The organism is Streptomyces sp. NPDC034086 (assembly GCF_055575515.1).
In genome coordinates this window covers 427102-445270 of the sequence record NZ_JBVISM010000002.1, presented here as the reverse complement: position 1 = coordinate 445270, position 18169 = coordinate 427102, and the positions used below count along the sequence as shown (strand labels likewise).

The 18169-nt window shown below is 74.4% G+C and carries 15 protein-coding genes; 7 read left to right on the top strand and 8 right to left on the bottom strand.

Going from position 1 to position 18169, the window contains the following annotated elements:
- Positions 1-38 precede the first annotated feature (38 nt).
- Both ACZ514_RS07450 and ACZ514_RS07445 read left to right on the top strand, forming a co-directional pair.
- Complete coding sequence (locus tag ACZ514_RS07450) at positions 39-2747, top strand: lysylphosphatidylglycerol synthase transmembrane domain-containing protein (RefSeq protein ID WP_468173549.1); 2709 nt, start codon at positions 39-41, stop codon at positions 2745-2747.
- A 159-nt stretch (positions 2748-2906) separates the two neighbouring features.
- Positions 2907-4457 (top strand): alpha/beta hydrolase, encoded by a 1551-nt coding sequence (locus ACZ514_RS07445; protein ID WP_468173551.1) that lies wholly within the window; start codon positions 2907-2909, stop codon positions 4455-4457.
- 54 nt (positions 4458-4511) lie between these two features.
- Here the strand turns inward: ACZ514_RS07445 and moeZ are convergent, their stop codons facing one another.
- From moeZ to ACZ514_RS07410, 7 genes are all read right to left on the bottom strand, one after another.
- Positions 4512-5690, bottom strand: coding sequence for an adenylyltransferase/sulfurtransferase MoeZ (gene moeZ, locus ACZ514_RS07440; protein ID WP_468173552.1), 1179 nt, complete (start codon positions 5688-5690; stop codon positions 4512-4514).
- A 78-nt stretch (positions 5691-5768) separates the two neighbouring features.
- Positions 5769-6524 carry a spherulation-specific family 4 protein gene (locus ACZ514_RS07435; RefSeq protein ID WP_468696260.1) on the bottom strand — a complete coding sequence of 252 codons (756 nt, stop codon included), beginning with the start codon at positions 6522-6524 and terminating at the stop codon, positions 5769-5771.
- A complete protein-coding gene (locus tag ACZ514_RS07430; RefSeq protein ID WP_468696262.1) occupies positions 6512-7519 on the bottom strand; it encodes an NAD-dependent epimerase/dehydratase in 1008 nt (335 codons plus the stop codon). Before ACZ514_RS07430 ends, ACZ514_RS07435 begins: the two co-directional genes overlap by 13 nt.
- A gap of 31 nt (positions 7520-7550) precedes the next feature.
- Positions 7551-8588, bottom strand: a complete 1038-nt coding sequence (locus tag ACZ514_RS07425) for a hypothetical protein (protein ID WP_469124319.1) — start codon at positions 8586-8588, stop codon at positions 7551-7553.
- On the bottom strand, positions 8585-10207 hold the full coding sequence (gene pelF, locus ACZ514_RS07420) for a GT4 family glycosyltransferase PelF (protein ID WP_469124318.1): 1623 nt from the start codon (positions 10205-10207) through the stop codon (positions 8585-8587). The genes ACZ514_RS07425 and pelF overlap by 4 nt, the downstream gene beginning before the upstream one ends.
- Positions 10208-10441: 234 nt before the next feature.
- A complete protein-coding gene (locus ACZ514_RS07415; protein ID WP_469124317.1) occupies positions 10442-11968 on the bottom strand; it encodes a DUF3152 domain-containing protein in 1527 nt (508 codons plus the stop codon).
- A 3-nt stretch (positions 11969-11971) separates the two neighbouring features.
- On the bottom strand, positions 11972-12967 hold the full coding sequence (locus ACZ514_RS07410; RefSeq protein ID WP_469124316.1) for an alpha/beta fold hydrolase: 996 nt from the start codon (positions 12965-12967) through the stop codon (positions 11972-11974).
- Positions 12968-13101: 134 nt separating this feature from the next.
- Here ACZ514_RS07410 and ACZ514_RS07405 point away from each other — a divergent pair, with 134 nt between their 5' ends.
- The 4 genes from ACZ514_RS07405 to ACZ514_RS07390 all read left to right on the top strand — a co-directional run bounded on the left by ACZ514_RS07405 (position 13102) and on the right by ACZ514_RS07390 (position 14890).
- The gene (locus ACZ514_RS07405; RefSeq protein WP_468173566.1) at positions 13102-13317 is read left to right on the top strand and encodes a hypothetical protein; all 216 of its coding nucleotides are present in this window, start codon (positions 13102-13104) and stop codon (positions 13315-13317) included.
- 157 nt (positions 13318-13474) lie between these two features.
- Positions 13475-14113: a TetR/AcrR family transcriptional regulator gene (locus tag ACZ514_RS07400; RefSeq protein WP_467894006.1), complete on the top strand. Its 639-nt coding sequence runs from the start codon at positions 13475-13477 to the stop codon at positions 14111-14113.
- Between the two features lie 120 nt (positions 14114-14233).
- Complete coding sequence (locus ACZ514_RS07395; RefSeq protein ID WP_362467386.1) at positions 14234-14461, top strand: DUF3107 domain-containing protein; 228 nt, start codon at positions 14234-14236, stop codon at positions 14459-14461.
- Positions 14462-14587: 126 nt separating this feature from the next.
- The gene (locus tag ACZ514_RS07390; protein ID WP_468696277.1) at positions 14588-14890 is read left to right on the top strand and encodes a hypothetical protein; all 303 of its coding nucleotides are present in this window, start codon (positions 14588-14590) and stop codon (positions 14888-14890) included.
- A 55-nt stretch (positions 14891-14945) separates the two neighbouring features.
- Here ACZ514_RS07390 and ACZ514_RS07385 read toward each other — a convergent pair whose 3' ends face one another.
- Positions 14946-15701 carry a ferritin-like fold-containing protein gene (locus tag ACZ514_RS07385; RefSeq protein WP_468173570.1) on the bottom strand — a complete coding sequence of 252 codons (756 nt, stop codon included), beginning with the start codon at positions 15699-15701 and terminating at the stop codon, positions 14946-14948.
- A 483-nt stretch (positions 15702-16184) separates the two neighbouring features.
- Here ACZ514_RS07385 and ACZ514_RS07380 point away from each other — a divergent pair, with 483 nt between their 5' ends.
- A complete protein-coding gene (locus ACZ514_RS07380; protein WP_469124315.1) occupies positions 16185-18125 on the top strand; it encodes a DEAD/DEAH box helicase in 1941 nt (646 codons plus the stop codon).
- Positions 18126-18169 lie beyond the last annotated feature (44 nt).

The following is an 18169-nucleotide window of genomic DNA, read 5'->3' as shown; positions in this document are numbered from 1 at the left end:
GCCGCCGGTCCGTGCCACCATCTTCCGGGCGGTGACTGGTGATACGTGATCAAGAAGAGACGGATGTGACGGCGAAGGAGCGGGTTGTGAGCCCTCCGGACGGCGCGGCGAGGGGCGATGACGCGCGCCCCGACGAGGCGCACCCCGACGACCCGCCCGGCCACACGCCGACGGCGGCCGACCGCGTCGAGGTGGACGAGCCGCTGCTCGCCGCCCGCGTGCACCGGCCCTCCGACCTGGTCCGCCTGCTCGCCGGGATCCTCGGCATCGCCGTCGTCCTCGGCATCGCCGCCTTCGCCCACGGCACCACCGCGGGCCTGGAGCAGGACATCACGCAGGGCACCGGCCAGGCGCCGGACCTGCTGATCAAGGTCGCGGGGCTGGTGTCCAGCATCGCCGTGCTCCTCGTACCGGTGGCCTTCGCCATCGAGCGGCTGATCAAACGCGACGGGCTGCGCATCGCCGACGGCGTCCTCGCGGCCGTCCTCGCGCACGGGGTGACGCTGGCCACCGACCTGTGGGTGTCCCAGGGCGCCCCCGGGACCATCCAGGACGCCCTCACCCGGGCCACGGGCACGGCCGGCGCCTCCACGGACCCGGTGCACGGGTACCTCGCGCCCGTGATCGCGTACATGACCGCCGTAGGGATGACCCGGCGGCCGCGCTGGCGGGTCGCGCTGTGGGTGGTCCTGCTGCTGGACGCCTTCGCGATGCTGGTCAGCGGGTACACCACACCGTTCTCGATCATCCTGACGGTGCTGATCGGCTGGAGCGTCGCGTACGGAACCCTGTACGCGGTCGGCTCGCCGAACGTCCGGCCCACCGGGCAGAACCTCCTCGCCGGGCTGCGCCGCGTCGGCTTCCAGCCGGTCAGCGCGATGCGCGCGGAGGCCCCGGACGGGGACGGCACGGAGATCGGCGACCGCGGCCGCCGCTACCACGTCACGCTGGAGGACGGTCCTCCGCTGGACGTGACCGTCGTGGACCGCGAACAGCAGGCGCAGGGCTTCTTCTACCGGGTCTGGCGGCGGATGACCCTGCGCGGGATCACCACCCGGCGCAGCATCCAGTCCCTGCGCCAGGCGCTGGAGCAGGAGGCCCTCCTCGCGTACGCCGCCATCGCGGCCGGTGCGAACGCGCCGAAGCTGATCGCCACCTCCGAGCTGGGCCCCGACGCCGTGATGCTCGTCTACGAGCACCTGGGCGGCCGCAACCTGGACGCCCTCGCCGACGAGGAGATCACCGACGAGCTGATCCGCAGCGCGTGGGAGCAGGTACGGGCCCTGCAGTCGCGGCGGATCGCGCACCGCCGGCTCACGGGGGACGCGCTGGTGGTGGATCGTTCCGGCAAGGTGATCCTCACGGACCTGCGGGGCGGTGAGATCGCGGCCGGTGACCTGGTGCTGCGGATGGACATCGCGCAGCTGCTGACCACGCTCGGCCTGCGCGTCGGCGCGGAACGGTCGGTGGCCTCGGCGGTGTCGGTGCTCGGCCCGGACGCGGTGGCGGACTGCCTGCCGCTGCTCCAGCCGATCGCGCTGAGCCGGTCCACCCGGGCGACCCTGCGCAAACTGGCCCGGGAGCGGGCCGACCGGCAGCGGGAAGCCGTCCTGGAGTCCTCGCGGGCGGCGAAGGCCGCGCGCGAGGCGGGCGACGGCGCCGCACCGGCGGCACCCAGTCCGGCCGCCGGCCGCAAGGCCGAGAAGAGGGCGCTGGACGACGCGCTGGAGGGGGCGCGGGAGGAGGACCTGCTCAGCCAGATCCGCCGGCAGGTGCTGCTGATCCGCCCGCAGGCGCCGGTGGAGCCGGCCCGGCTGGAACGGATCCGGCCGCGCACGCTGGTGTCCTTCATCGCGGGTGCCTTCGGCGCGTACTTCCTGCTCACGCAGCTGGCGCACGTCGACTTCGCGACCATCGTCGGCCAGGCGCAGTGGGGCTGGGTCGGGGCGGCGCTCGCCTTCTCGGCGCTGACGTACTTCGCGGCGGCGATGAGCCTGCTGGGCTTCGTCCCGGAACGGGTGTCCTTCCTGCGGACGGTGGTCGCGCAGGTCGCGGGGTCGTTCGTGAAGCTGGTCGCCCCGGCGGCGGTGGGCGGGGTCGCGCTGAACACCCGGTTCCTGCAACGGGCGGGCGTCCGGCCGGGCCTGGCGGTGGCGAGCGTCGGCGCCTCGCAGCTCTTCGGGCTGGCCAGCCACATCCTGCTGCTGCTGGCCTTCGGCTACCTGACGGGCACGGAGAAGACCCCGGAGATGACCCCGTCGAGGACGGTCATCGCCGGCCTGCTGACGGTGGCGGTGCTGGTGCTGGTCGTCACGGCGGTGCCGTTCCTGCGGAAGTTCGTGGTGACGCGGGTGCGGGCGCTGTTCGCGGGCGTGGTGCCGCGCATGCTGGACGTGCTCCAGCGGCCGCAGAAGCTGATGACCGGCATCGGCGGCATGCTGCTGCTGACCGGCTGCTTCGTGATGTGCCTGGACGCCTCGATCCGTGCCTTCGGGGGCGGGGAGGCCATCAGCTACGCGAGCATCGCGGTGGTGTTCCTGGCGGGCAACGCGCTCGGCTCGGCGGCGCCGACGCCGGGCGGCATCGGGGCGGTGGAGACCACCCTGACGCTGGGTCTGATCGCGGCGGGACTGGAGAAGGAGGTCGCGATCTCGGCGGTGCTGCTGTTCCGTCTGATGACCTTCTGGCTGCCGGTGCTGCCGGGGTGGGTGTCGTTCAACTTCCTGACCCGCAAGGAAGCGATCTAGCTCCGCGGGGCGGGGGCCGGGCCGTGGACGCGGCGCGTGGCCGCGCACGGCCCCCCGGCCGGGGCTCTCCGCGCCACCGGCCGCCGCCCGCACGGCGCTCCGTCCCCCGGACGGGTCAGCGCGCGGGCGGGGGCGGGGGCGGGCGCACAGGATGGGGACATGCCGAGAAACGTCCTTCGGGCCACCACCGCCGCCGCGCTCGCCGCCGCGCTGCTCACCACCGGCGCCTGTTCCGGCGGTGACGGCGGCGGCCGGAGAACCGGGTCCGGCGCCGCCGAGCCGGCCAAGCCCCTCTCCTGGGGCGCGTGCGACGCCCCGACGGCCGCCCAGGGCGGCGGGCAGGCACCCGGCCGGGACTGGCAGTGCGCCACGCTCGACGTACCGCTCGACTACGCGGAGCCGGAGGGCGAGACCATCCCCCTCGCCCTGATCCGCGCGAAGGCCCGCCGCCCGGCCGAGCGGCTGGGCTCGCTGGTGTTCAACTTCGGCGGGCCCGGCGGGTCCGGGATCGCCACGCTGCCGGGCGCCGCCAAGGAGTACGAGGCCCTGCGCGCCCGGTACGACCTGGTGAGCTTCGACCCCCGCGGGGTCGGTGGCAGCGCCCCCGTCCGCTGCGAGGACGACAGGCAGCTGGACGCCTACTACGCGCAGGACTCCTCCCCGGACACCCCGCAGGAGGAGAAGGCCTACGTCGAGGGGATCCGCACGTACCAGAAGGCCTGCCGGGCCAAGTCCGGCAAGGTGCTCCCGTACGTGGGCACCGAGAACGCCGCCCGCGACCTGGACCGGATCCGCCAGGCCCTCGGCGACGGGAAACTGAACTACTTCGGGATCTCCTACGGCACCGAACTCGGCGGGGTCTACGCCCACCTCTTCCCGAAGAACGTCGGACGGGCCGTCTTCGACGCCGTCGTGGACCCCACCAAGGACGCCGAGCAGGGCGCGCTCGGCCAGGCGAAGGGCTTCCAGCTGGCCCTCGGCAACTTCGCCCAGGACTGCGTCGACCGCGGCGACCAGTGCCGGATCCAGGGCAGCACCGCCAAGGAGATCGAGGCGAACGTCATCAAGCTGCAGAAGGACCTGGGAGCCAAGCCGATCCCCGGCATCGGCGACCGGCAGCTGACCGAGTCCCAGGCGACCAACGGCATCGCCCAGGCCCTGTACTCCAAGGAGCTGTGGCCGCTGCTGGAACAGGGGCTGGACGAGGCCGAGGGCGGCCAGGGGCAGTTGCTCATGGCGCTGTCCGACGCGCTCAACGGCCGCGACCAGAACGGCCGTTACAGCAACATCGGCGCGGCCAACACCGCCATCAACTGCGCCGACTCCAAGGAGCGCTACACGCTGGAGGAGACCAAGGCCCGGCTGCCCCGCTTCCGTTCGGCCTCCCCCGTCTTCGGGGACTTCCTCGGCTGGGCCCTGCTGAGCTGCACGGACTGGCCGGTGCCCGGCGCCTGGCGGACCCCGGACGTCTCCGCGCCCGGCTCCGCGCCGATCCTGGTGATCGGCAACACCGGTGACCCGGCGACCCCGTACGAGGGCGCGCGCAAGATGGCCGAGCGGCTCGGGAAGGGCGTGGGCGTGGAGCTGACGTACAAGGGCGAGGGGCACGGCGCGTACAACAGCGGCGACACGTGCGTGCAGCGCGCGGTGAACGCGTACCTGCTCGACGGGAAGGTGCCGGGCGCGGGCACCGTCTGCGCGGCGGCATGAGGAAGGGGCCGTACCCGCCGGGCGGGTACGGCCCCCGTGTCCGGTGGACCGGGCCTAGTAGACCGGCTTCTCGGGCTCGATCTGGTGGACCCAGCCGATGACGCCGCCGCCGACGTGCACCGCGTCGGAGAAGCCCGCGGACTTCAGCACCGCGAGGACTTCCGCACTGCGGACACCCGTCTTGCAGTGCAAGACGATCCGCTTGTCCTGCGGGAGGTCCTGGAGGGCGGTGCCCATCAGGAACTCGCCCTTGGGGATCAGCTTGGCGCCGGGGATCGAGACGATCTCGTACTCGTTCTTCTCGCGGACGTCGATGATCTCGATCTTCTCGTCCGCGTCGATCCACTCCTTGAGCTGCTGGGGAGTGATCGTGGAGCCCGCGGCGGCCTCCTGGGCCTCCTCCGACACGACGCCGCAGAAGGCCTCGTAGTCGATGAGCTCGGTGACGGTCGCGTTCGGGCCGCAGACCGCGCAGTCCGGGTCCTTGCGGACCTTGACCTGGCGGTACTGCATCTCCAGGGCGTCGTAGATCATCAGGCGGCCGACGAGCGGCTCGCCGACGCCGGTGAGGACCTTGATGGCCTCGGTGACCTGGATCGAGCCGATGGACGCGCAGAGCACGCCCAGCACGCCGCCCTCGGCGCAGCTCGGGACCATGCCCGGCGGCGGGGGCTCCGGGTACAGGCAGCGGTAGCAGGGGCCGTGCTCGGACCAGAAGACGGAGGCCTGGCCGTCGAAGCGGTAGATGGAGCCCCACACGTACGGCTTGTTCAGCAGCACGCAGGCGTCGTTGACCAGGTAACGGGTGGCGAAGTTGTCCGTGCCGTCGACGATCAGGTCGTACTGGCTGAAGATCTCCATCACGTTGTCGGCTTCGAGCCGCTCTTCGTGCAGGACCACGTTCACGTACGGGTTGATGCCCAGCACGCTGTCGCGGGCGGACTCGGCCTTGGAACGGCCGATGTCCGCCTGGCTGTGGATGATCTGGCGCTGCAGGTTCGACTCGTCGACCTCGTCGAACTCCACGATGCCCAGCGTGCCGACGCCCGCCGCGGCCAGGTACATCAGGGCGGGCGAGCCGAGACCGCCGGCGCCCACGGCGAGCACCTTGGCGTTCTTCAGGCGCTTCTGCCCGTCCATCCCGACATCGGGGATGATCAGGTGACGCGAGTACCGACGGACCTCGTCAACGGTGAGCTCAGCGGCTGGCTCGACCAGGGGTGGCAGCGACACGGGGACTCCAGGGTCATCCCCGCGGGCGCGGGGAGCATTTAAGGGTTGTTCTATCCCGTAACAGTGCCACGCCCGTCTTCATTCCAAGACACCCGTCCCGATCCGCGAGACGATTTCGTCCCAGTACGCGGGCATGGAGGCCCAGGGGTCGCGGCCGGCCGCGCCGGCCCGGTCGGTGAACCAGATGGTGCCCGCTCCCTGCCAGCGGGCGATCCGCACGGCCTCCTCCAGGTGGGTGCGCGGCACCCCGTGGACGAGGTGGCAGAACCGCTCCGGCGGATGGTCGGCGGTCCACTCCGCCACCTGCGACCAGCGGTAGTCGGCCCAGGCCCCGGAGAAGGTGACCAGCTGGTCGGCGGCCTCCGCGTAGCCCTCGTAGGGGTGCGTTCCGTGGCCCAGCACGATCCGCATGCCCTCCCCGAGCCCCCTCAGCGCGTCGGTCACCCGGCGGACGGCGGGCAGGTCCGCCCGGCTGGCAGGGGCGCCGGCCAGGTAGAAACCGCTGACGCCGTACCAGTCGCGGAACCGGTGCGCGTCGGAGAGCAGCTCCCCGAAGGAGCGGGCACCGTCCCGTACGGCGAGGTGCCCGAGGACGGTCCCGCCCGCGCCCCGCAGCTTCGCCGCCGCCTCCGTGCAGTGCGGGTCCGGCCGGCCGCCGGGGCCGGCCGCGACGTTGAGCACCGCCCAGTGCAGGGGCGTCCCGGGGCGGGTCAGCTCGGCCCACTCCACCGGGGCGACCAGCGGGTGCGCGTAGCCGGGGATGCCCAGGCCGAGCCGGCCGGCCTCGGTCGCGGCCGTCGCCGTGGACCCGGGCGGGGTGGTCAGATGCGGCACGCCGCCTCCATCCAGATGTCCGCGAGGGACTCCTCCAGGTTGATCCGGGGCCGCCAGCCGAGCCGGTCGCGGGCGGTGCGGACGTCGGCCTGCTGCCAGGCGCCGCAGCCGTCGGGGTACGGGTACGCCTGGGGGGCCGCGGCGAGCTGCTCGGGCGTGGCCTCGGAGCGGGGGGAGCCGATGGCGGACAGCCCCGGCGGCCGGCCGCCGTGCCCGTGCCCGTGCCGGCCTTCGCCGTGCGGTACGTCCAGCTCGTGCAGGGCGCCGCCGTAGCCGGCGACCCGGGCCAGGACGGCCGCCGCGTCGCGCAGCCGCACCGCGCGGCCGGTGCCGATGTTCACCACGCCCTGGGCGGCGGACAGGGACGCGGCGTGCACCGCCCGCGCGACGTCCCGTACGTCGACGAAGTCGCGCTGCACCCCGAGGCCGCTCAGCTTGAGCTCGCCGTCCCCGGACTGCATGGCCCGCCGCATCGCCTCGGCGAGCCGGCCGAGCGGGGAGCCGGCCGGGGTGCCCGGGCCGACGGGCGAGAAGACGCGCAGGACGACGGCGTCCAGTCCCGAGCCGAGGACCAGCTCGGTGGCGGCGAGTTTGCTGACGCCGTACGGCCCGCCGGGTCTCGGGACGGCGTCCTCGGCCGTGGAGGAGCCGGGCTGGCTGGGCCCGTACTCGGCGGCGCAGCCGAGCTGGACGAGACGGGCCCCGCAGCCGCTGCGGCGCAGGGACTCGCAGATGGTCGCGACGGCGACGGTGTTGTGCCGGGTCAGTTCCCGGGCACCGCCGCGGGTGGCGCCCGCGCAGTTGATGACGACGCCCGGGTGGACGGCGTCCAGGAACCGGGTGAGCGCGCCGGGGCTGCCGGTGGCGAGGTCGAACCGGACGTCGGCGTCGTCGCCGCGGCCGAGCGCGGTGAGCTGTACGGCGGGGTCGGCGAGCAGCCGGTCCGCGACGTAGCGCCCGAGGTATCCGTTGGCTCCGATCAGCAGCACCCTCATCGCGCAACCCCTTGGTCGATTGGCTGGCCGGTCATCCTGTTTCTCCTTGGTGTCGCTGGGGTCGGTGACGCGCGTGTGCGGAGGCACGGGACAGCGCGAGGAAGGCGTGTACGAGGAGTCCCGCGGCGGCGGCGGCGACCGCCGCCGGGGCCGGGACCAGGGCGAGCGCCAGGGCCGCGGCCACCGGCGGGCGGCGGGCCCCGTGCCGGAGCAGCAGCCGGGCCAGGAACAGCAGCACCGCGAGCGGTACGGCCGTCCCCGGGGCGGCCCCCGTGAGCGCGGCGGCCCCCGTGGCGGCCGCGGCGAACAGCAGGAGGGTCCCGGCGAGCAGCGGCCGCGCCCCGGCGGCGAAGTCCTCCAGGGCCCGGCTCCCGGCGAGCCGGCGGCGCGCCCGGGCGGCGTAGAGGACCGCGGCGAGGTGCCCGGGGGCGACGGCCAGGGCGAGGGCCGCGCCGAGGGCGGGGCCGTGCCGGTGGACGGCCCAGCCGACGGCGGCCGCCGCCGGCAGGTGGACGGCCCAGGGGAAGCGGCCCCGGGCGCTGCGCCCGGGCCACACCAGCGCGGCGGCGGTGAGGAGCGCCGCGAGGGGCCCGGCCCCCGGGGTCCCGGTGGCGGCCGCGCCGAGGGCGAGGGCGCCGGGCAGCAGGGCGTACCCGAAGCCGCGTACCGCCCGGGCGGGTGCCGGGGGCCGTGCGGGCGCGGGGCCGGGCGCGTCGCCGCGCGGGGTCCGCGCGTACAGCTCCTCGGCGAGGGTGAAGACGTCCCGGTGCCGGAACCGTGCGGCGGTGCGGTCGGTGAGGCCGTGCGCCTCCAGTCCGGCGGCGATCTCCAGCGGGTCGACGGCCCGCTCGCAGAGCTCCCGGTGCCGGTGCAGCAGCGCCTTGACGGGGTCTCCGCCGGTCCTGCGGCGGGCCTTCTCCGGTCCGCCCGCCCCGGCGGCGCCCGTCCCGGCGGCGCCCGTCCCGGCGGCGCTGGTCCCGGCGGTGCCCGCCCCGGCGGGAGCCGGGGCGGGGTCCGCGGGCAGGGCCCCGGGCGGCGGCGCCGCGCCCGCGATGTCCGAGGTCGTCACGCCATCGCCTCCGAAGCCAGTCCCGTGGCCGGTCCCGGCCCGGCCGGGCGGGCCACCCACGGCCCCGGCACCCGCGCCTCCGCCGGACAGTCGAACGGCACCTCCCCCTCGGGCCGCGCCGAACCGGTGGCCAGCAGCCGCAGGTAGCTCTCGCGGAAGGCCGCCACGTTCTGCTCGACGGTGAAGAGTTCCAGCGCCCTCGCCCGCGCCGCGGCGCCCAGCCGCTGGGCCCGCTCGGGGTCCTCCAGCAGCGCGAGGCAGGCCTCGGCCAGGGCGCGGGGGTTGCGCGGGGGGACGACGAGTCCGGTGCCGCCGATGACCTCGCGGACGGCTCCGACGTCGGTGGAGACGGTGGCCCGGCCGCAGAACATGGCCTCGGCCAGGGTGATGGGGAAGCCCTCGATCACCGAGGACAGCAGCACGATCCGCCCGGCCCCGTACGCGTCGGCGGGCGTGGGCGCCTCGGGGCCGCCGATCTCCTCGAAGGTGACGGGGTTCTCCCCCGCCGTCCGCGCGTCGGCGGCCTCGTCGGGGAAGAGCTGCGCGGCGAGCGAGCGGCAGTCGGCCAGGTATCCGGGGGCGGCCGCCGAGGCGAAGATCCGCAGCCGGGTGTGCGGTGCGGCCCGGCGGACCTCCGCGAAGGCGTGCAGCAGGGCGATCAGGTCCTTGGCCGGCTCGACCCGTCCGGCCCACACCAGGGTGTCCGGGTCTCCGCGGCCGGGGTCCTCGCCGACGGTGGCGAATCGGTCCGCCTCCATGCCCGGGTAGACCGTCCGCAGCCGCTCCCGGGGCGCCCCGCACCGCTCCTGCCAGCGGCGGGCGTGCGCGTTGCCGGGGGTGAGCAGGTCGGCGCGGGCGTAGATCTCCCCGGCGAGGCGGATGTGGAAGGCGGCCAGCAGGGCGCGTACGGCGGGCCGGGTCTCCTCGCGCTGTTCCAGATAGCGGGCGCGGAGCTGGACGCCGTACTCGGTGACCAGCAGCGGGACCCCGAAGAAGCGTTTGGCCAGCAGTCCGGGGACGGCCGCCACCCCGCCGGCGGCGGCGTGGCACACGTCGGCCCGGCCGAGGCCCTCGTCCTCGTACCAGTCGAGGGACAGCGGGCGCAGGGCGCGCTCCAGTTCGTCGACGAACTGGAGCAGGTCGGGGACCGCCGCCGTCCGCACGGCGCGGCTCGCGCCCCGGGCGCGGCAGCCGGCCTCCACCACCCGCACGGCGGTCTCGGAGCGCAGCGCCGCGTACATCCCGCCCTGCTCGCCGGCGAGTCCGGCGAGCCCGTACAGTCCGGCGGCGAAGGCCTCGGCGCCGTCCGCGGTCCCGCCCTCGGGGCCGTCCTGGCAGATGCCCCGGACCAGCTCCGCGAGGTCCTCGGCGAAGCGCCGCCGCTCGCGGCGGGAGTACGTCCGCCCGTCGTCGGCGGGGGCCCACAGCGGGGCGGTGCGCACGTGGGTGACGTGCGGCGGGAGCGTGACCCGGCCGCGTTCCTCCTGGCCGGCGGTGCGGCTCAGCGCGTAGAGCTCGAACTCGTGCTGCGGCAGTCCGCGCACGAGCCGGTCGCACCAGGGCCCGGTCTCTCCCGCCGCATACGGATAACCACCTTCCGTGACCAGTCCGATCCGCACGAGTGGCACCCCCGATCTCCCGTTCCGGGCGGTCGCCGTCGGTCCGGCGACCCGCCGCGGGAAACTCAAGCGGATGCGCCGGTGGCGCGGCGGACGGTTGTCCGTCGCGCCACCGGAAGGGGTGAAGAGTCGTAACTTTCCCGTACGGTTCGCGTTCGAGCACGCTAGGAAGGGCGTGACGCGGAGGCCCCCCGGGGCCCGGCGCCGCGGGCCGGCCGGAGGCCGTGGGGCCGGTCAATTACCGGGGTACACCCAGGGGTTGGCCTTGCAGGGGATGTTGTCGATGTTCAGGGACTTCGTCTGCTGCTGCATGATCGGCGCGAGGGCGCCCGGGGTCTGGCAGCTGACGTGTCCGTGGCCGAGCCGGTGTCCGACCTCGTGGTTGATGAGCATCTGCCGGTAGGCGAGCATCTGGTCGGGGCCGTAGGTCTGCGAGCCCTGGCCCCACCGGTAGGCGTTGATCATCACGCGCTCGGTGGCGGCGGAGTCGCAGGAGACGTTGTCGACGGTGGTGTCCAGCCCGGACTTCGCGCACCAGACGCCGGTGGTCCCGGGACTGGCCAGGGTGATCACGAAGTCGGCCTCGCCGCCCGGCACCCGCTCGAAGGTCATCGCACCGTCGTGGGCCCAGCTGCGCGGGTCGTTGAGGGTGCGCTGCACGGCGTCGGCGAACAGTTGCGGGTCCATGCCGAGGCCCTGTTCCACATCGACCCGGTAGCGCACCCGCTTCCCCTTGCCCGGGGCCTTGTCGACGCCGGGCACGGTGTCGAAGGTCCCCGGGCCGGTGAGCTTGGCGTCGACGGGCAGCTGGCGCGCCATCCGCTCCTCGTACGTGACCGGCTGTGCGGCCACGGCCGGCGGGACGGACGGGGTGGGGCGGCCGTCGGAGCGGGAGGCGGGCGAGCGGTCGCTCTGGGTGCGCGGGAGGGAATCGTCCCCGGCGGCGCGGGTGGCGGCGGCGTCGGAATCGCCGTCGGTGGCCACCTGCCCGGCGACGACGACGGCGAGCACGGTGGTGACGGCCGCCGCGGCCATCCCGGTGTACGTACGGATCTTCGCGCCGCGGCCTCCGGCGGGGGCGGCGGGCGCTCCGGGCGTGCGGGGCCCGGGCACCCGGCGGTGGGAGCCGGTCGAGCCGAGGGGGTCTCGCGGGCCGGGGCCCGCCGCGGGCCGGACCACCGCCGGCGCGGGCGCGGCGGTGGCGGTGGCGGTCCGGGGGGCGCCGAGCCGGTCGCCGTGGACGGCACCCGCCCCGGGGGCCCGTCCGGCGCCGCCGCCCTCGTGCTGCTCGGGGTGGCCGCCGGGGCGCGCGCCGCGGGGTGCGGGGCGGGCCTGGGGCGCGTACCCCTGGTGGACGACGGTGGGCTCGGCGTCCCGGTGCGCGCCGCCGGCGGGCCCGGTGCGGGGCGCGGGCTCGTACGGGTCGTGGGTGTACGGCCGGTGCGCGGAGGTCTCGTGGGACGCGGGCTCGTACCGGTCGTGTACGTACGGCCGTTGCGCGGGGGTCTCGTGGGGCGCCGGCTCGTACGCGTACGGCCGTTGCGCGGGGGTCTCGTGGGGCGCCGGCTCGTACCGGTCGTGTACGTACGGCCCGTGCGCGGGGGCCCCGGGCTCGTACGGGTCGGGGGTGTACAGCCCGTCCGTGTGGGAACCGGCGTAGGGACCGGCCGCGTACCCCTGCGGCTCGTACGCGGCCGCCGGCTGCCCGGACTCCGCCGGCGGGCGGACCGGGGCGGGGGCCTTGCGACTATGTCGTCCCACGTCTCAGCCCTTGCCGTCTTCGGTACTTCGGTCGGATGCCCGCTCGGCGGTGTCACGCAGCAGGTCCCGGAAGGCCACCGCGACCACCTCCGGGTACTCCATCATCGCCACGTGCCCGGCCTCGGGCAGGCACAGCAGCCGCGAACCCCGGAAGGACGCGGCGGCCTTGCGCGCCATACGGTACGAGACCAGTTGGTCGCGCCCACCGTAGACGAGCAGGGTCGGCGCGAGCACGCGCTGCGCCTGGCGCCACAGCCCGTGTTGCCCGCCGAGGGTGTACGCGTCGACGATCCCGCGCGAGGAGCGGGTCATCGCGTCCCAGAAGTAGGGCAGCGCCATGCGCCGCTCCATCTCCTCGACGGCGGCGCCGAAGCTCTCCGCCGTCACCCGTGAGGGGTCTCCGTAACAGAGGGCCGTCACTCCCCGGGTGCGCTGTTCGGCCGTCATTCCGTGCGTGAGCCGGCCGAACATCGCGGCGACGCCCGGGAGGGCCAGCAGCGCGGTGGGCACGGCCGCCCTCTGCACGCGCAGCTCCGGCAGCGCGGGCGAGACGAGCGTCAGGGTGCGCACCAGGTCGGGGCGGACGGCCGCGACGCGGGTGGAGACGGCCCCGCCGAGGGAGTTCCCGAAGAGGTGCACCGGTCCGCGCCCGGCGGCGTCGAGGTGGCGGATGACGGCGCGGGCGAGCGCGGTCACCGAGTAGTCCCGGTCGGCGGGCGGCGGCGACCAGCCGAATCCGGGCAGGTCCAGGGCCTCGCCGTCGACGCTTCCGGCCAGCTGCTCCATGAGGGCCGACCAGTTCTGGGAGGAACCGCCGAGCCCGTGGACGAAGAGCGCGGGAGGCAGGCCCGCCCGCTGCGGCGGCCGGAAACGTACGTTCATTTCCAGGCCCGGCAGCGCGACGGTGCGCAGCTGCTCCCCGTCGGCCACCCGGACGGCACCCGCCTGGGAAGCCGGTCCGGCGGTGGACCGTACGCCCGGCGGCTCGGTCGAAGACATGGGCCAATGTTACGAGACGATCACGCCCGGCCCCTTGCGTTCGCTTGTGTTCGCGGTCACAGGACCGTCTGGCGGCGGGCTCCCGATCCTCCTAGGCTCGTAGAGGGATGACGAGTGAAGGCGAGGGGAGCGGAATGACTGTGGACCCTGCGGAGCCGGACACCTTCCGGGAAGACGAGCGGGACGGCCTCGGCACCGAGGCGCCGGAAGCGGACGCCGCCGAGCAGCACACCGAGATCCAGCCGCAGGAGGACGATCCGCTCGTCGGCCTGGATCCGGACGAGGCGCCGGTGGCGGACGCCGCCGAGCAGGCCCGGGTGGTCCCGCTGGACGAGGAGGACTACCGCTGACCCGCTCCCACGGGCGCTGACCAGCGTGTCAGGCACGTGTCCAAGCGGTCCGTACCGCGAGAAAACTCGGCTTGAACCCACCAGATTCGGTTACCGAAAAGTACGATGGCGGCGCGGCGCAGAGCGCACTGTGTTCTTAGAGAAAGTGGGAGGCGGCGTGACAGCCATCGAGCAGACCGAGGCAGCGCGTCCGCGGGGCACGCGACTGCCGCGCCGGGCCCGGCGCAACCAGCTGCTGGGCGCGGCCCAGGAGGTTTTCGTCGCGCAGGGCTACCACGCGGCCGCGATGGATGACATCGCCGAGCGCGCCGGCGTCAGCAAGCCGGTGCTCTACCAGCACTTTCCCGGCAAGCTCGACCTGTACCTGGCCCTGCTGGACCAGCACTGCGAGAGCCTGCTCCAGGCCGTGCGCGGGGCGCTGGCGTCGACCAGCGACAACAAGCTGCGCGTGGCGGCGACGATGGACGCCTACTTCGCGTACGTCGAGGACGAGGGGGGCGCGTTCCGGCTGGTGTTCGAGTCGGACCTGACGAACGAGCCGGCGGTGCGCGAGCGCGTCGACCGGGTCTCGCTCCAGTGCGCGGAGGCCATCTCGGACGTCATCGCCGAGGACACGGGCCTGTCGAAGGACGAGTCGATGCTGCTGGCCGTGGGCCTGGGCGGCGTCTCGCAGGTCGTCGCCCGGTACTGGCTCTCCAGCGAGAGCCCGGTCGCCCGTGACACGGCGGTGGGCCTGCTGACCTCGCTGGCGTGGCGCGGCATCGCCGGTTTCCCGCTGCACGGCACGGAGGCCTGACCGGCGGTTGTTCGCTGCCAGCGTGTCCGCCGCGAGCCGATCGTGTCCCCTCTCCGGGCTAATGTGGACCGGGTACGGCGCGGCTGATCGCGCGAACCGGACCGTCGGAGGGACAAAGCCGTGGAGGTCAAGATCGGCGTGCAGCACGCACCCCGGGAGATCGTGCTGGAGAGCGACCTGAGCGCCGAGGAGCTGGAGGCCATCGTGGCCGCCGCGCTGTCCGGTACGGCGCCGCTGCTCAGCCTGACCGACGTCAAGGGCCGCAAGGTCCTCGTGCCGTCCGACCGCCTGTCGTACGTCGACCTGGGCGAGCCGAGCGTGCGCAAGGTCGGTTTCGGGGCGCTCTGACGCTCTTCGAGGCACCGAGGACGAAGGAAACGGCCCGGCGGATGGTTCCGCCGGGCCGTTTCCCTTTCTTCCGCTTCGGGTAGGGAGCGCTGTGACCCGTTTGCCCTGACGCATGGGAGTGACCAGATGCTGCTGATGGAGGCGCTCGGCTCAGGTCTGCTGGGCCTCGCACTGTCCGGTGCTGCCTCGCGGGTCCTCGCGAGGCGACTGCCCTCCACGAGAACGGTGCTGGTCAGCGGGGTGGCCGGGGCTCTCTTCGGGGCCTATCTGACGCACATGTCGCTGGGCCCGGGGCACAACACCCTGTTCGCGACCCTGCTGGGGGGCGTCGGCGTGTCCGCCGTCGTGCTCTCCCTGCTGCTGCGCCCCGCCGCCCGCTCCCGGAGGTCCCCCCGGCGCGCTCCGTTTTCGCTCTCGTCGGGGGGCTGAGCGCGGCTCGCGTCCCGCTGGAGCGGGGTGCGCGCCGGGAGGGGTCCCGGGACCGTCAGGCCGCGAGGCCCAGGGCGGCCATGCGCTTGGTGTGCGCCTTGGTGATCCGGGTGAACATCTCGCCCACGGCCGCCAGGTCGAAGCCGGCCGCCATTCCGTCGACGCCGCCCACGAGCATGGTGGACAGCGCGTCGCGCTCGGCGACCACGCGCTGCGCCTGCGAGAGGGCCTCGCCCATCAGCCGGCGGGCCCACAGCGCGAGCCGCCCGCCGCAGCGGGGGTCGGCCTCGATGGCGGCGCGGACCTTCTCGACGGCGAAGCCGCCGTGGCCGGTGTCGTCGAGGACGCCGACGACCAGGGCGCGGGTGTCGGTGTCGAGGTGGCTGGCGACCTCGCGGTAGAAGTCACTGGCGATCGAGTCGCCGACGTACGCCTTGACCAGGCCCTCGAGCCAGTCGGAGGGGGCGGTCTGGCGGTGGAAGTCGTCCACACCCTTGGCGAAGGGCTCCATCGCGGCGGTCGGCTCGGCGTCGATGGCCGCGAGGCGGTCGCGCAGCCGCTCGAAGTGGTGGAATTCGGCGGAGGCCATCTTCGCCAGCTCGGCCTTGTCGCCGAGGGTGGGGGCGAGCTTCGCGTCCTCCGCGAGGCGCTCGAAGGCCGCGAGTTCCCCGTACGCCAGCGCGCCGAGCAGGTCCACGACGGCGGCCCGGTACTGGGGCGAGGCGGAGGCCGTCGCCCAGTCCTGGGCGGCGATGCCCTGGGCCTCCGGGGTGTCGTCGTCGGCGGGAGATGCGTTTTCTACGGTCGACATGCTCCGCACAATAGCCCGCCGAAAGGGCGCACAACTCACCACTCCCGCGCACTGCCGCTCCGTGTAAACACGCCTACGTGGTGAATTCACCCGACACACCTGCGCGATTCCGGGGTACAGTGGTAATGCGCCTGCCGGATACTCGGCGGGCCATCCGAATGAGGATGCCCGGTCGGTGGCCCGATCGGCTCCACCCGACCGCCCTCGGTGTGGTGGTGCGCCCATGCGTACCGGCCCGCACGAGGGGCCCCCTCAGCGGCAGAAGCGCTTGAGCGAAGGCCAGTGGTCCCGCGCAGCTTTGTACGGCTCGCCCGAACGTGGGCAGTACTACAGGCCCGGCACGGTAAGACCCCCTCGCCGCCTCGCGCCGCGTCTCACAGAAGAGGCAGCACCCTGACTACTTTCCGTGACCTCGGGATCTTCCCCGAGACGGCCGAGGCCCTCGAAGCCGTCGGCATCGTGACCCCCTTCCCCATCCAGGAGATGACCCTCCCCGTAGCGCTCTCCGGCTCGGACGTCATCGGCCAGGCGAAGACCGGAACCGGCAAGACGCTCGGTTTCGGCCTTCCGCTGCTGGAGCGGGTCGTCGTCCCCGCGGACGTCGAGGCCGGCCGGGCCAGGCCCGAGCAGCTGACCGACGCTCCGCAGGCACTCGTGGTGGTTCCCACCCGCGAGCTCTGCACCCAGGTCACCAACGACCTGCTCACCGCGGGCAAGGTCCGCAACGTCCGCGTCCTCGCCATATACGGCGGCCGTGCGTACGAGCCCCAGGTCGAGGCGCTCAAGAAGGGCGTCGACGTGATCGTCGGCACCCCGGGCCGCCTGCTGGACCTGGCGGGGCAGAAGAAGCTCGACCTGTCGCACGTCCGGGCTCTCGTCCTGGACGAGGCCGACGAGATGCTCGACCTGGGCTTCCTGCCCGACGTCGAGAAGATCATGAACCTGCTGCCCGCACGGCGCCAGACCATGCTGTTCTCGGCGACCATGCCGGGCGCGGTCATCGGCCTGGCCCGCCGGTACATGTCGCAGCCGACGCACATCCGCGCCACCTCGCCCGAGGGCGAGGGCGTGACCGTCGCCAACATCACGCAGCACGTCTTCCGTGCGCACAACATGGACAAGCCGGAGCTCGTCTCCCGCATCCTGCAGGCCGAGGGCCGCGGCCTGGCCATGATCTTCTGCCGTACCAAGCGCACGGCGGCCGACATCGCCGAGCAGCTGGAGAAGCGCGGCTTCGCCTCGGGCGCCGTCCACGGCGACCTGGGCCAGGGCGCCCGCGAGCAGGCGCTGCGCGCGTTCCGCAACGGCAAGGTCGACGTGCTGGTGTGCACCGACGTCGCCGCGCGCGGCATCGACGTCGAGGGCGTGACGCACGTCATCAACTACCAGACGCCCGAGGACGAGAAGACCTTCCTGCACCGTGTGGGCCGCACCGGCCGCGCGGGCAACAAGGGCATCGCCGTCACCCTGGTCGACTGGGACGACATCCCGCGCTGGCAGCTGATCAACAAGGCGCTGGAGCTGGACTTCCACGACCCGGTCGAGACGTACTCCACGTCCCCGCACCTGTACGAGCAGCTGAACATCCCGGCCGGCACCAAGGGCATCCTGCCGCGCGCCGAGCGCACGCGGGCCGGCCTGAAGGCCGAGGACCTCGAGGACCTGGGCGAGACCGGCGGGCGTGGTGGCCGTGGCGGCCGCGGCGCTGCCGCCGCCGCCGTGGTGACCGAGGAGCGTCCCCCGCGTACCCGGACGCCGCGCCAGCGCCGCCGGACCCGTGGCGGTGCCGAGCTGGACGCGGAGACGGGCGTCGAGTCCGCCGCCGTGTCCGAGGCCCCGGCCGCCGAGGCCGCCGGTACGGACGAGCCGCGCCGGCCGCGCCGTCGCCGGACCCGGGTGAGCGCTTCGGCCGTCGCCGCGGTGGCCGAGGCCGCCGTCGCCGAGGCTCCGGTCGCGGTCGCCGCTCCGGCGGCGGTCGTGGTCGAGACCCCGGCCGTGGTGGAGGCCCCCGTGGCCGAGGCCCCGGCCGTGGCCGAGGAGGCCCCGGCCAAGCCGAAGCGGACGCGGACCCGCAAGGCCGCCGTCGCCGACGCCGTGGAGGCTCCCGTGGCCGAGGCCCCGGCCGTGGCCGAGGAGGCCCCGGCCAAGCCGAAGCGGACGCGGACCCGCAAGGCCGCCGTCGCCGACGCCGCCCCCGCCGTGGAGGCTCCGGCCGCCGAGGCGGCCCCGGTCAAGCCGCGCCGGGTGCCGACGCGCAAGGCCGCGCCGACCCCCATCCCCGACGTGGTCAAGGGTGCCGTCGCCGACGCCCCCGCGCCGCGCCGGACCCGGACCCGGAAGGCGGCCGTGGCCGCGGCTCCGGAGCCGGACTTCCAGATGGCCCCGCCGGTCGAGCCGGCCAGGACGACCCGCCGGTTCCGCTGACCCGGCCGGGCAGACGCCCGCACGACGGCCCCGGTCCCCTTTCG

Excerpts from the sequence above, each read along its gene's own strand:
- ACZ514_RS07385 (WP_468173570.1), bottom strand. The coding sequence starts at position 15,701 with ATGTCGACCGTAGAAAACGCATCTCCCGCCGACGACGACACCCCGGAG.
- ACZ514_RS07445 (WP_468173551.1), top strand. The coding sequence starts at position 2,907 with ATGCCGAGAAACGTCCTTCGGGCCACCACCGCCGCCGCGCTCGCCGCC.
- ACZ514_RS07430 (WP_468696262.1), bottom strand. The coding sequence starts at position 7,519 with ATGAGGGTGCTGCTGATCGGAGCCAACGGATACCTCGGGCGCTACGTC.
- ACZ514_RS07390 (WP_468696277.1), top strand. The coding sequence starts at position 14,588 with ATGCTGCTGATGGAGGCGCTCGGCTCAGGTCTGCTGGGCCTCGCACTG.
- ACZ514_RS07405 (WP_468173566.1), top strand. The coding sequence starts at position 13,102 with ATGACTGTGGACCCTGCGGAGCCGGACACCTTCCGGGAAGACGAGCGG.
- ACZ514_RS07410 (WP_469124316.1), bottom strand. The coding sequence starts at position 12,967 with ATGTCTTCGACCGAGCCGCCGGGCGTACGGTCCACCGCCGGACCGGCT.
- ACZ514_RS07380 (WP_469124315.1), top strand. The coding sequence starts at position 16,185 with ATGACCCTCCCCGTAGCGCTCTCCGGCTCGGACGTCATCGGCCAGGCG.